The 13208-nt window shown below is 57.9% G+C and carries 10 protein-coding genes; 8 read left to right on the forward strand and 2 right to left on the reverse strand.

What is annotated here, in order from left to right; all coding sequences use genetic code 11:
- Window positions 1–28: 28 nt before the first annotated feature.
- Complete coding sequence (locus tag ACQR35_RS02435) at window positions 29–1771, forward strand: glycoside hydrolase family 3 protein (protein ID WP_430266422.1); 1743 nt, start codon at window positions 29–31, stop codon at window positions 1769–1771.
- A gap of 28 nt (window positions 1772–1799) precedes the next feature.
- Window positions 1800–2618 carry a shikimate 5-dehydrogenase gene (locus ACQR35_RS02440; protein ID WP_430266423.1) on the forward strand — a complete coding sequence of 273 codons (819 nt, stop codon included), beginning with the start codon at window positions 1800–1802 and terminating at the stop codon, window positions 2616–2618.
- On the opposite strand, the gene ACQR35_RS02445 is transcribed toward ACQR35_RS02440, so the two are convergent.
- A complete protein-coding gene (locus ACQR35_RS02445; protein WP_430266424.1) occupies window positions 2615–3883 on the reverse strand; it encodes a THUMP-like domain-containing protein in 1269 nt (422 codons plus the stop codon). The two genes, ACQR35_RS02440 and ACQR35_RS02445, sit on opposite strands and share 4 nt — an antisense overlap.
- A gap of 76 nt (window positions 3884–3959) precedes the next feature.
- Here ACQR35_RS02445 and ACQR35_RS02450 point away from each other — a divergent pair, with 76 nt between their 5' ends.
- The 3 genes from ACQR35_RS02450 (at window position 3960) to groL (ending at window position 6521) form a co-directional block, all read left to right on the forward strand.
- Window positions 3960–4340 (forward strand): hypothetical protein, encoded by a 381-nt coding sequence (locus ACQR35_RS02450; RefSeq protein WP_430269095.1) that lies wholly within the window; start codon window positions 3960–3962, stop codon window positions 4338–4340.
- Between the two features lie 178 nt (window positions 4341–4518).
- A complete protein-coding gene (gene groES / locus ACQR35_RS02455; RefSeq protein ID WP_430266426.1) occupies window positions 4519–4815 on the forward strand; it encodes a co-chaperone GroES in 297 nt (98 codons plus the stop codon).
- 98 nt (window positions 4816–4913) lie between these two features.
- Complete coding sequence (gene groL, locus ACQR35_RS02460; RefSeq protein WP_430266427.1) at window positions 4914–6521, forward strand: chaperonin GroEL; 1608 nt, start codon at window positions 4914–4916, stop codon at window positions 6519–6521.
- A gap of 27 nt (window positions 6522–6548) precedes the next feature.
- Here the strand turns inward: groL and ACQR35_RS02465 are convergent, their stop codons facing one another.
- Complete coding sequence (locus tag ACQR35_RS02465) at window positions 6549–7484, reverse strand: DUF389 domain-containing protein (RefSeq protein WP_430269096.1); 936 nt, start codon at window positions 7482–7484, stop codon at window positions 6549–6551.
- 136 nt (window positions 7485–7620) lie between these two features.
- Here ACQR35_RS02465 and ACQR35_RS02470 point away from each other — a divergent pair, with 136 nt between their 5' ends.
- The 3 genes from ACQR35_RS02470 to ACQR35_RS02480 all read left to right on the forward strand — a co-directional run bounded on the left by ACQR35_RS02470 (window position 7621) and on the right by ACQR35_RS02480 (window position 13207).
- Window positions 7621–9714 (forward strand): acyltransferase family protein, encoded by a 2094-nt coding sequence (locus ACQR35_RS02470; protein ID WP_430269097.1) that lies wholly within the window; start codon window positions 7621–7623, stop codon window positions 9712–9714.
- A 151-nt stretch (window positions 9715–9865) separates the two neighbouring features.
- Window positions 9866–11377: an IMP dehydrogenase gene (gene guaB, locus ACQR35_RS02475; RefSeq protein WP_430266430.1), complete on the forward strand. Its 1512-nt coding sequence runs from the start codon at window positions 9866–9868 to the stop codon at window positions 11375–11377.
- A gap of 6 nt (window positions 11378–11383) precedes the next feature.
- Window positions 11384–13207 (forward strand): ABC transporter ATP-binding protein, encoded by a 1824-nt coding sequence (locus tag ACQR35_RS02480; protein WP_430269098.1) that lies wholly within the window; start codon window positions 11384–11386, stop codon window positions 13205–13207.
- Window position 13208: the final 1 nt, after the last annotated feature.

The raw sequence follows: 13208 nt of genomic DNA on the forward strand, positions 1-13208 counted from the left end.
ATTCTAGTGCAGGCGTAGCCTTGAACTAATGGGCAAGCACCGAGCGTCACTGAGCATCCGCCGGGGTATTACTGTGCTCTCTGCAGCGCTGAGCCTCGGGTTACTCACGGCATGTTGGTCTGCAGCACCGCCAGGTTCAGTGAACTCTGCCGCTACCTCCGCATCTGAGCAGCCCGCCACTTCAAACACCACAGCCACTACCCGGAGCACCATGACGGAAACGCCTACGCCATCAGTGACCACCAATAAGCCCGCACCGGGCGATGCCCCACTGGGCTGGGGTCCAGCAAAAAAGGATTACGACGCCGCTGCTGCCGCCATCTCCCGGATGAGCCTTGAGGAAAAAGCGGGCCAAGTTCTTTTGCCCTACTACAAAGGTCTTGACCCTTCCACTGAACTTGGACTGATCAAGGAACTCCACCTTGCAGGAACCATCATCATGGGGGACAACGTACCGTTGCTATCCGACGGATCAGCAGACGTTGTTGCAGTGAAAAACCTTAATACTGCCTTTACCGAGGCCACGATGTCCGACGGCCGACGCTGGCCAGGGATGATCGGCGTAGACCAAGAAGGCGGGGCAGTAGCAAGACTGCGTGCGCCCCTCACCGAGTGGCCATCTGCTATGAGCTTGGGAGCCTCCGGAAACGTCCAGCTCGCTCGCAACATGGGGCAAGGCATTGCCACCGAACTACGATACTTGGGCTTTAACACAGACTTTGCCCCAGATTCTGACGTAACAATCGGCCCGGCGGACCCGGTGATCGGTGCCCGCTCCATGTCCCAAAACCCCACCCAGGCAGCTGAGCTCAGTACGGCGGTGGCAGAAGGGATTCTCAGCGGAAGTGTGCTTCCCTCAATCAAACACTTCCCGGGGCATGGTTCCGTGACAGTGGATTCACACATCGCACTACCCGTTCAGGACGGTACCCTGGCCCAGCTCCAAGCGCGGGACTTGGTGCCGTTCCAACACGGCATCGACGCAGGATTGCCCATGGTGATGACAGGACACTTGGACGTCAAAGCGGTGGAGTCAGGTGTCCCGGCGTCAGTGTCACCGAAGAACTATCAGCTCTTGCGTAGTCTGGGGTTCAACGGTGTGGCCATTACGGACGCCCTCAATATGGGTGCGCTTCAAAAGCAATATCCCGGTGGATCCGCAGCTGTTGCAGCACTTGCTGCCGGAGCTGACCTCTTGCTGATGCCCGCCGATGTGCGTCTAGCTCATGCGGCCATTGTGCAGAGTGTGGCGGACGGGACCATTCCCCTGTTCCGGCTGAATGAGGCTGCTACCCGGGTAGCCACCATGATGATTTGGCGGGTTCGGGTCGCCTCGCACGGCGCCACTCCCGCCACCGCAGGCAGCCACATGGTTCTCTCGCGGCAAATATCTGCTGCAGGTCTAACAGTGGTTCAGGGACAGTGCGTAGGCAATCAGATTGCCAACGGCATCCAGATCTCCGGGGGTACGCCCCAAGACCGCTCCCGGCTAGCAGATGCTGCTACAGCCGCCGGAATACGAGTAGGTACTGGCCCAATCGTGACGTTGGCCGGTGGAACGGTGCGTTATGCGGAAGGGGACTTTGTGATAGCTCTGGACTCGCCCTGGGTTCTTGCCCCATCCCAGGCAAAGCTCGGCAAAATTGCGCTCTACGGGCGTAGCCCAGGCGCCTTCGCAGCCCTCATTCAGTACCTCAGCGGTCAGGCGAGCGCACCCGGAAAGCTGCCTGCCGCCGTCGGGCCCTATCCGGTGGGCACCGCTTGCAAATAGGAGCAGACGGCACGTCTAGACTTTTGCTATGCCCATCCTGAACAAAGACATGTCCCTGTGCATCTCATTAGCTGCGCGTCCCAGCAACATCGGTACACGCTTTCACAACTATTTGTACGATCTGCTGGGCCTGAACTTTGTTTACAAGGCGTTTGCTCCGGCTGACCTTGCCGCGGCCGTTCAGGGTATTCGCGGGCTGCCGATTCGCGGGGCTGCCGTCTCTATGCCGTACAAGGAAGACGTTATTGCCCTCGTTGATGTGATGGACCCCTCGGCAAGCGCCATTGAATCGGTCAACACCATTGTGAACAACAATGGTGTGCTGACCGCCTACAACACCGACTACATTGCCATTGCGCGGCTTCTGAAAGACCATGCTGTGCCCACGGATTACACAGTGCTAGTTCAAGGTGCCGGAGGTATGGCTAAAGCTGTAGTGGCTGCTCTCAGGGACGCAGGATTCACTAAGGTCACCGTCGTAGCCCGGAACCAAGCCAAAGGAACCGCGCTCGCAGAGCTCTATGGTTTCCAGTGGCGTCAAGCTGTGGGGGATGCGCAAGCTCAGCTGATCATCAACGTCACTCCGCTGGGAATGAATGGCGACGACGCAGCTGTGCAGTCTTTCCCAGATGAAACTATTAGCGCCGCGTCAGTGGTGTTTGATGTGGTGGCCTTGCCCTCGGAAACCCCGCTGATCAAGGCAGCACGTGCTGCCGGGAAAGCGGTGATCACTGGCGCTGAAGTTATTGCGATCCAAGCCGAGGAACAGTTTGTGCTCTACACAGGTGTTCGTCCCACTCCGGAACAGGTCATCGAAGCCAGCGAGTTCTCGCGCCAGCCGGTCTAAGCCGGTTCCACCACAATCGCTAAGCGGTCCTCGCCCACTCGGGTGAGGACCAAGGTGGCAGAAGTTTTTGTGGAGGGCTTGCCAGCTTTTTTGCCCTTATTTTGGCCTGTCAGAAGCTGCCGTCGTAGTTCTTCCGGCGTGACAGCCGTGCCGCGTTTTTTGATGTCCAACACAGTGATGTTGTTCTGGCGCACCCACGCCCGGAGAGCTTTGACGTTGTACGGCATAACCTCTAACACCTTGTAGGCCCTGGCAAACGGAGTGTCCTTCAGCTCCGGTCCACAAATATAGGCAATATGCTCATCGATCAGGTGACCGCCCAGTTGCTCGGCGAGGTCGGTGACAAGACCCGCCCGGATCACAGCGCCGTCGGGTTCGTACAAATAGCCAGCCACAGGACCGAGGCCCACTTCCGGACCAGTACCAAATTCCTCACCACTGCTCATCTCTGCAGCAGGACCGTTTCCCAACAACAACGCTGAGCGGCGAATTCCGGGACGTGCCAAGGTGTTGAACCAGAGGGTTGCCTCCGTGACGTCGCCATTAACTGACACCCATTGCACCTCGCAATTGGCGGGCACAGAATCGTGGGGGAGGCCAGGGCCCATTTTGACGCCCACGGCTTTGCCTTGATCAGCGAGTTTCTCCACAAAAGAAAGTGGCGGAGAGAACTCTTCCGGATCCCACAATCGCTGTGTCCCTGAAGTGGAAGTGGTGCGCCGTGCTGGGTCTAGCCACACGCCGTCGTAATTCTCGAGGGGAACTGATTCGGCGTCCGCATGCAGAACCTCGGCCTGTGGGAACGGCATCAGGTTCATCGTGGTGCACGCGGCAGTAGTTTCATCAATTTCCACGGCAGTTACCGCAATGTCCATTGAGGCAATCGCCATGGAGTCAGCGCCCAAACCGCAGCCCAAGTCAGCAACACGCCGGACACCGGCCTGGGAAAAACGTTGCGCATGCCGGGCAGCCACACTCAACCGTGTGGCCTGCTCCAGGCCAGCCTGAGTGAACAACATACTCGCTGCGAATTCACCGAACTTGCTCTGAGCTTTAGTCCGCAACCGTGATTGGGTGAGCACGGCCGAAACCATCTCGGGGGAGTGCCCAGCTTTCCGCAGACTCGCATTCAGGGCAAACGCATCTGATTCAACGTATGGACCCAGAGAGCCCAACAATTCCCACCCTTCCTCGGTGAGTAAGGGGGCAATGGAATTGGCGGTGTCCTGAGCGGACGTTGCGTTGGGATGAGGAGCGGAAGCCATTCTTCCAGCCTAGTCGCCGTCCCTTCCAAGGCCACACGCGTCAGCACCGGGAGGGGATGGCCGATAGGCTGGGTACATGAGCTCACCCACCATGGATTCACAGCCTGAAACGCCCTCCACCGGACGCCGCCTTGCTGTGCGCTACGGCAGGCCGGTGCTGATCGCAGGTGCGGCAGTCGCCGTCGTATGTATCGCGGTGTTGGTGATTATTTTCTTTCTGGACTTGTTCAACTCAACCGTTTATTCGGTGGGCGGTAAGAGCGTTAACGATGCCACTGATGAGGCGCGTTCCATTCGTGGCGCTTATTCAGGCGTCCGGATCGGCAGCGTTGTGGTCCTGATCTTGTCCTTAATCGCCGTAGCAGCGGGTTCCTGGGGTGTTTACATCACGCGCAATGAGGCTTCCGATGCCGATGACGACGGCGATGACGTGGACTTCGAGGACCTTGCAGGCTGAATTTTTTGTGAAGAAAATTGGCACTCACCTTGACCGAGTGCTAACCCTTACATAGAGTCGTAATTAGCACTCGGCATGTCTGGGTGCTAACTGCCAGAGCAGCTACCGGCACCGCGACGACGGTTGGCGGCTCAGGCTCCATACGCCAATGAATAACTCATGCAAAGGAGAGGTCCGAGTGTCGGTCTCTATTAAGCCTCTTGAGGATCGTATTGTCATTCGTCAGCTCGAAGCCGAGGTGACCACCGCTTCCGGTCTGGTTATCCCGGATTCCGCTCAGGAAAAGCCGCAGGAAGGCGAAGTTGTCGCCATCGGCCCCGGTCGCGTTGACGACAATGGCAACCGCATCCCCGTCGACGTTGCTGTAGGCGACGTTGTTATCTACTCCAAGTACGGTGGAACTGAAGTGAAGACCGGTGGCGAGGAATACCTCATCTTGTCTTCGCGCGACGTTCTCGCGATCGTCGTAAAGTAACCACCAAACAAGTCCCTGTCTTGCGGAGTGCACAGTGATTGCTTCAGTGCAGTCCTGCACCCGCTGGATGGGGATTTGTCCTTGAAAGGACAAACACCATGGCAAAGCAGCTCGCGTTTAACGACGCAGCACGCCGGGCTCTTGAAGCCGGCATTGATAAGCTCGCCGACACTGTCAAGGTCACCTTGGGCCCGCGCGGCCGCAATGTGGTTCTGGACAAAAAGTGGGGAGCACCCACCATCACCAACGACGGTGTAACGATTGCTCGCGAGATCGAGCTTGACGACCCGTACGAAAACCTTGGCGCACAGCTGGCCAAGGAAGTTGCTACCAAGACCAATGATGTTGCTGGCGACGGCACCACAACGGCCACGGTTCTGGCACAGGCATTCGTCAAGGAAGGTCTGCGCAACGTTGCTGCAGGAGCAGCCCCGGGCGAAATCAAGCGCGGCATCGAAGCTTCTGTTGAAGCTGTTGCTGCTCGCTTGTTGGAAAACGCACGCGAAGTTGAAGGCACCCAGGTGGCTTCGGTAGCTTCAATCTCTGCCCAGAGCGATGAGATCGGCGAATTGCTCGCCGAGGCATTCGGCAAGGTGGGCAAAGATGGCGTTATCACCATCGAAGAGTCCTCCACCACCCAGACCGAGCTGGTCCTCACCGAGGGTATGCAGTTCGACAAGGGCTACTTGTCCCCGTACTTCGTCACCGATGCGGAACGTCAGGAAGCAGTGCTCGAAGACGCACTTATCCTGATTAACCAGGGCAAGATCTCCTCGATTCAGGAATTCCTGCCGCTCTTGGAGAAGGCTCTCCAGGCCGCCAAGCCGCTGTTCATCATTGCCGAAGACATTGAGGGCGAAGCGCTCTCCACGTTGATCGTCAACAAGATCCGCGGCACTTTGAACGTTGTTGCCGTGAAGGCACCGGGCTTCGGCGACCGCCGTAAGGCCATGCTTCAGGACATTGCCACCTTGACCGGTGCGCAGGTTGTTTCCCCTGAGCTGGGCTTGAGCTTGGACCAGGTTGGCCTTGAGGTGTTGGGTACGGCTCGCCGTATCGCTGTCACCAAGGACAACACCACCATCGTTGATGGTGCTGGCACCTCTGAGGACGTTGCCGGGCGTGTAGCCCAGCTCCGTGCAGAGCTGACCCGCACCGATTCCGAATGGGACCGCGAGAAGCTCCAGGAGCGCTTGGCCAAGTTGGCTGGCGGTATTGGTGTCATCAAGGTTGGTGCAGCCACTGAGGTTGAGCTCAAGGAAAAGAAGCACCGCATTGAAGATGCAGTTTCTTCTACCCGCGCTGCCCTTGAAGAAGGCATCGTCTCCGGCGGTGGCTCTGCCCTGATCCATGCACTCAAGGCTCTGGACACGGACCCGTCCGTACTGGCTCTTGAGGGTGATGCGGCTGCTGCTGTAGGAATTGTGCGCCGCGCTCTGGCTCAGCCTTTGCGCTGGATTGCCCAGAACGCTGGCTTCGACGGTTACGTTGTTGTTGCAAAGGTTTCTGAGCAGGAAGCCAACCACGGCTTCAACGCCAAGACCGGCGAGTACGAAGATCTGATCGCTGCCGGCGTTATTGACCCGGTCAAGGTCACCCGTTCGGCTCTGCGCAACGCAGCTTCCATCGCCGCTTTGGTTCTCACTACTGAGACCTTGGTAGCTGAGAAGCCCGCTGACGAAGATCACGCAGGCCACCAGCACTAAGCTGGACTCTGCACCAAAACGCCCCGGTTACTTCGGTGACCGGGGCGTTTTGTGCGCCCGGACAAAACGGTGAAATAACAACACCACAATGCCGGAAATAACTATTCCGGCGAGGTTTAGGGCCAACTGTATGGCTGAGGCGCCAGCTTTTGGTGCGTCACCGAGGACAAGTGCGACGGCGGCAAAGCCAGCGGCGGGCACGGTTGTTACCGAAATAAAAACCCCAACGAGCGCTGACGATTTGCGGCCAATGAGCGACATCATGCCGGCCGCGCCAGCAAGCACAGCAACAATAAACGAGTAAGGCCCAGGATGGTAGATAAATTCGACGGCGCTGCCCTGACTTAATGCGTCGGACGAATAAATACCCCATGGCCGTGAGATCCATGTGGCCGCTGCTGTCACTAACATCGCGAGCGGGAAGCCTAGTGCTAGGGCCACAGCGGCGTTGCGCACCAGGGTCATACGCCGTTCGATCAGCCCCATGGCTAGGGCCGCAAGTGGTCCAAATTCGGGTCCCACCACCATGGCGCCAACTACGGCAATGGTTGAGTTGGTAACAATGCCAATTCCGGCAAGCTGTAGGGCAATGATAAGAAAAACCAAATAACTCCAGCTCAAGCGAGAATCCTCGCCGAGGGATCCCTCCACCTCGTCCCAAATCACGGCGTCCACACCCTCGCCGGGAACTCGTTTTTCCACCTTGTCCGCACGTTTGGACAACACCAACTCGGGCTCGGTGATGGTGACGGCTCCTAGCTCCGGAACGCCCATCGCATGCAAGCGCTGCAAGAGGCGATCGGCCGCTTCGCGCGGGATCAGCACGGTTATAACGTCTCCGGCGGGTATCAACGACGCGCCGGAACTTACGGACAGCCCTGCCGTCCCGGCGAAGGAGCGGCACTCGCGAACTATCGAATCACTGAGCGATTCGGGGGCTGCGATGCGTAATTGGATGGTCACAAAGAACACCATACGGCCGGGCGGATGCGGAACCGCAAGTGGTGTTGGCGCGCCTCGAGCCAGATGCTCAAATTCGCCGGAAATATCACAAAACGGTAACATGGATGTTTTGAACGGCTACTCAAGGGGTTATAACGTGACCGCCACAAGCATCCGGACAAACCCGAGTGCCGCATCACTTGCTAGCTCTTTGGGGGCTAACCGGACGTACCGGCCAGAAATTCAGGGCCTGCGTGCCTTAGCAGTGCTCCTCGTGGTGACTTACCACGTGTGGTTGGGCCGCGTCTCCGGCGGTGTTGATGTTTTCCTTTTGATTTCCTCGTTCTTGCTGACCTCATCATTTGTTCGCAAACTGGATAAGTCCGAGGCCGAAGGTTCGGGTTTGTTGAGTCCGCGCAGCTTGATCAAGCACTGGCTGCACGTTTATAAACGACTTTTGCCCGCCGCTGTGGTGGTCATTTTGGCCACGCTAGCTGGAACCTGGCTAGTGCTGCCGCAAAGCCGCTGGCCGGCCCTGATCGATCAAGCCTGGGCATCCCTGCTGTACAAACAGAACTGGCTTTTGGCGGACACTGCCGTGGACTACTACGCGCAAGACCACTCGGCCGCGAGCCCGCTTCAGCACTTCTGGTCCTTGTCTATCCAGGGTCAAGTATTTATTTTGTGGCCGGTTATATTTGCCCTCGCCGCCGTGCTGCGCAAAGTGCTGTGTCGCTGGAAAGTCCTCAACTACCGCGGACTTATGGCCATCATCTTTGGCGCCATTTTTGTGGCCTCACTGATTTACTCGATTGACCAGACGGCGCACAACCAGGCCTACGCCTACTTCGATACCCGTACCCGACTATGGGAATTTGCGCTCGGTTCCTTGCTGGCCCTTGCCGTCCCGTACTTGAAGCCCAGCCGGCTTGTGGCATTATTCCTCGGCTGGGGCGGTCTTGTAGCGATGTTCGCGTGTGGGCTGGTGCTTACCGTGGACCGGTCCTTCCCAGGATTTTTAGCACTGTGGCCCACCCTGTCCGCAGCTGCTGTGATCGTAGCCGGTGCAAGCGGTCACCGTCTTGGTGCTGACCGGATCCTGTCCAGCCGTCCACTGGTTCGCCTGGGTGACAACTCATACGCCTTATACCTTTGGCACTGGCCCATTTTGGTGCTCTTTCTAGCCGCCATGAACTTGGAAAAGCCCAGCCTTTGGCAGGGTCTTCTGGTTGTTGCCAGCTCACTGATTCTCGCCGTTGCCACCACGGCGCTGGTGGAAAAACCCCTGCGGACCTGGCAGTGGCCACAAGCGCGTAGCTGGCGTTCCGCCGTCGTGATTGCCGTGTGTGCGGCAGTGATGGCTGGACCGGTATCACTGTGGCAGAGCCACATGCTGGCTGCGGACCGTGCCATTGCCGCGCAGCCCAAGGAAATGACTCCGGGCGCTGCGGCACTGGCTCCGGAGAACGCAGGCAAGGTGACACCCCAGGCCAAGGTGATCCCCGCCCCGGGTGCTATGAAAGACGAATGGGCTGACATTGACGGGCTTTGTACCGGTGAGAACGTGCCCAGTGACCCGCTGCTTTCCGGTTGCCTGCAAAACGACAAACCCATCAAAACCACTAAAACCATTGTGGTTTTGGGTGATTCGCATGCCCAGCAGTACATGGCAGCGTTGGGCCCGGTAGCGAAATCTCACGGTTGGGAAGTAGTGACCCTCTTGCGCGGTAATTGTCGTTACGGTGCTGATTCTGACCAGCGTGACGCTGACTGCAACGCCTTTAATGAAGCCAGCCGGAAATACGTTCTTGAACACAAACCTGACGCCGTGTTCACCGTGGCCTCGCTGACCCACAAAGAGGCCCCGTATGAAACGGAAGTTCCTGGCTACTTGGACGGCATTAAGCCGTTCACCGATGCTGGAATCGACGTAGTGGGGATCCGCGACAACCCACGCTTTACGTACAACATGCCTGAGTGCGTGCAGAAAAAGGGGGCTAATGCTGCCGACTGCAACGTGCCGTTGGAGCACTCCCTTGCCGCCTCGTCACCCCTGGATGACTACAAAGGCAAGGTTCAAGGTCTTTCCCTGATGGACATGAGTGACTTCATCTGTACCGACGGTGTGTGCCCGGCAGTTGTGGGCAACGTGTACGTCTATAAGGACGACAATCACCTGACCAAAACCTACGTTCAGACAATGGTTCCGATGTTTGAAAAGCGGCTCCTCAAGGCAACCGGCTGGAAGTAAGCCGCGTGGTTACAGAATGCGAGCCTCGCCACAGGAATATGTCAGTACCGCTTTGCCGTTCTAGTATTTATTAACCGCACGGACCAGACCCGTAATGACTGGCTGGTCATCTGTTGCACACCCGTCCGGTAACCCCGAAAGAGGCGCACTCATGACCACACCCGAACATAATCCTTTTGGATTTGTTGGACTCACTTACGACGACGTTCTGTTGCTCCCGGGCCACACCAACGTTATTCCTTCTGAAGCGGAGACTTCCTCCCGCATCTCCAAGCGCATCTCGGTGCAGACGCCGTTGCTTTCAGCAGCGATGGACACTGTCACGGAGTCCCGGATGGCTATTGCCATGGCGCGTCAGGGTGGCCTCGGTGTTATCCACCGCAACCTCTCTATTGCAGACCAGGCTGATCACGTTGACCGTGTGAAGCGCTCCGAGTCCGGAATGATCACCAACCCCTTGGTTATTGGCCCGGACGCCACTTTGGAAGAACTCGACGAGCTTTGTGCCCGTTACCGTGTCTCTGGTCTACCTGTTGTTGACGAGGGCGGCCGATTGCTGGGCATCATCACCAACCGAGACACTCGCTTTGTTCCGGAGTCTGAATTCCCGTCCCGCATTGTGCGTGACGTGATGACCAAAATGCCGTTGATCACCGGCCGCGTTGGCATCAGTCGCGAAGAGGCTTCGGGTCTTCTGGCTAAGAACAAGATCGAAAAACTTCCGCTGGTTGACGCCGAGGGCCGCCTGCAGGGTCTGATCACCACCAAGGACTTCACTAAGGCCGAGCAGTACCCGCTCGCCACCAAGGACGACGAAGGTCGCTTGCGTGTTGGTGCGGCCATTGGATTCTTTGGTGACGGCTGGGAGCGCGCCATGACGCTCGTTGAAGCCGGCGTGGACGCGTTGTTTGTGGACACCGCTAACGGCCACAGCCAAGGTGTGTTGGACATGATTGCCCGCTTGAAGGCTGAGAAGTCCGCTGCGCACGTGGACATTATTGGTGGTCAGGCTGCCACTCGCGAAGGCGCCCAAGCCCTGATTGATGCAGGCGCTGACGGCATCAAGGTGGGTGTTGGGCCGGGTTCCATCTGCACGACTCGTGTGGTGGCAGGTGTGGGTGTTCCTCAGATTACCGCCATCTATGAATCCGCTAAGGCAGCCATCCCGGCAGGTGTGCCGCTGATCGCCGACGGCGGTTTGCAGTACTCAGGTGACATCGGAAAGGCACTTGTTGCTGGCGCCGACACCGTGATGCTCGGTTCCCTGTTGGCCGGTTGTGACGAGTCCCCGGGCGAGCTGATCTTTGTCAACGGCAAGCAGTACAAGAGTTACCGCGGTATGGGTTCCCTCGGGGCCATGCAGTCCCGTGGCAAGAACACTTCTTACTCGAAGGACCGTTACTTCCAGGCAGACGTTTCAGGCGATGACAAGCTCATCCCGGAAGGCATCGAAGGCCGTGTGGCTTACCGTGGCCCGTTGGCTTCTGTGGCATACCAGTTGGTGGGTGGATTGCGTCAGACCATGTTCTACACCGGCGCCCCCACCATCCCTGAGCTCAAGGCACGCGGCAAATTCGTCCGCATCACCGCGGCTGGTTTGAAAGAGTCTCACCCGCACGACATCCAGATGACTGTCGAGGCGCCCAACTACGGTTCACGCTAAATTGCAGTGAGCACGTCTGGGGGCACGGCCGATCCTAAGAAACTGAAGTTCCGGCCTTACTGGTTGGCGATTAGCGCCATGGTGAAGGTCAGTTTCAAGGCCTCACCTACCGCCGTCGTTATGAAGGTGATTGGTTCCTTCATTGGCGCCGTGGTGCCGCTGCTGACCAGCTGGTTTGCGGCCCAAACCACCACGGCACTAGTCGATGGTTTTGGCGGGGACGCCGCCGCGGGACGGCAGGCGGTGTTCTACGTGGTGGCGACGGCGGTCACTGGCCTTTTGTGGGCTACGTGGAGTTCCGTTGATGGTTACGTGCAGCGGGTGATGGCGTACCGGGTGTCCGCGTTCGTCTCGGATTCGATGTTCGAACGGTTCTTGTCGCTGGAGTTTTGGCGTTATGACGACAAAGACACGATTGACCTTTACGACAGGGCCAAACGTTTCGCGGATAGCTATCCGCGCGTCCTGACTCGAATTTCCAGCATCCTCACTGCTGCGATGGGGCTCATCTTGGCGATAGCCGCACTAGTTTCGGTGAGCTGGTGGATTGCGCTGATTCTGCTGGCTGCCATCATTCCCAGCGTGTACATCGAATTCCGGCTTTCCCGTGCTCAAGTGGCGCACTGGAACAGTAGGGTTGATGCGCGCCGTCGTAGTCGCATGATCGATGAAAACCTGACCCGGCCGCAGCATATGGCTGAGATGCGGCTGTACGGTGTTGTGGGTCACCTGATTGGTATGCGACGCCGTTTGCGCGAAGAGGATGAGCAAGAACGCCTCAAGTACGACAAAAACCACATCCCCAAAAAAATTGTTGCTGACGCCATCCAATACGTGGCCGAGGTGATCGCGCTCATCTGGATTATCGGCCAGATTGTGGCCCGCGCGCAGCCAGTGGGCCAGTTCCTCTTTGTCCAGCAGATTGTGAGCCGGTCCCTCAGCCAAGGCCAACAGCTGGTGTCCTACCTGAACAACATGGATGAGGACCTCGCTAACATCAAGGACTACGAGACCTTTATGGAACTCCCCGTCCAACGCGATGAAGGGATTGAACTCGAGCACGCCCCGTCCGTAGTGGAAATGCGAGATATTCGCTTTAGCTATTCGGGGAGCGATGTTCAAGTGCTCAAAGGCATTAACATCACCATCCGGGCGGGCCAGCATGTGGCAATTGTGGGGGAGAATGGCGCCGGCAAATCCACTCTGATCAAGATTCTGGCTGGCCTCTACGCTCCAAAATCCGGGCAGGTGCTCCTAGACGGAGTGGACCGGAATACGATCAATCTCAACTCTTGGCACAAGTACCTGGCCGTGCTGAGTCAAGACTTCCTCAAGTACGAGTTCGCTACCGCGGGGGAGAACATCTCTTTTGGCCAGTTGAACCGGCCACGCGATGCGGTGCTGGTGCACCAAGCAGCGGACGACGCCGAGGCCCGCGAGTTTATCGACAAACTCCCCCTGGGATTCGAGAACTTTGTGAGCCCCTGGATGGAAACTGATCTGTCCAAGGGCAGGCGCCGTGGTACTGGCCTTTCAGGCGGGCAATGGCAGCGCTTGGCCATGGCGCGGAACTTTTACCGCAATGCACCCTTTATGGTGATGGACGAGCCCACTTCGGCCATTGATGCACTGGCCGAACACCGGATTTTCAGCAGGCTCTTCGCTGATCGCTCCAGCACCATCATTGCCATCAGCCACCGCCTGGCCACGATCGAAAAAGCAGATGTGGTGTACATGATGGAAAACGGCGAGGTAGTGGAGCAAGGCACCCACCAGGAGCTGGTGGACCTGCGTGGTCGCTACTTCAGGATGTTCGAATCCCAGCTCTAAG

Origin of the sequence: Pseudarthrobacter sp. J1738 (genome assembly GCF_050490315.1) — a bacterium.
Lineage (GTDB): Bacteria > Actinomycetota > Actinomycetes > Actinomycetales > Micrococcaceae > JBNPEO01.

Excerpts from the sequence above, each read along its gene's own strand:
- ACQR35_RS02435 (WP_430266422.1), top strand. The coding sequence starts at position 29 with ATGGGCAAGCACCGAGCGTCACTGAGCATCCGCCGGGGTATTACTGTG.
- ACQR35_RS02440 (WP_430266423.1), top strand. The coding sequence starts at position 1,800 with ATGCCCATCCTGAACAAAGACATGTCCCTGTGCATCTCATTAGCTGCG.
- ACQR35_RS02445 (WP_430266424.1), bottom strand. The coding sequence starts at position 3,883 with ATGGCTTCCGCTCCTCATCCCAACGCAACGTCCGCTCAGGACACCGCC.
- ACQR35_RS02450 (WP_430269095.1), top strand. The coding sequence starts at position 3,960 with ATGAGCTCACCCACCATGGATTCACAGCCTGAAACGCCCTCCACCGGA.
- groL (WP_430266427.1), top strand. The coding sequence starts at position 4,914 with ATGGCAAAGCAGCTCGCGTTTAACGACGCAGCACGCCGGGCTCTTGAA.
- guaB (WP_430266430.1), top strand. The coding sequence starts at position 9,866 with ATGACCACACCCGAACATAATCCTTTTGGATTTGTTGGACTCACTTAC.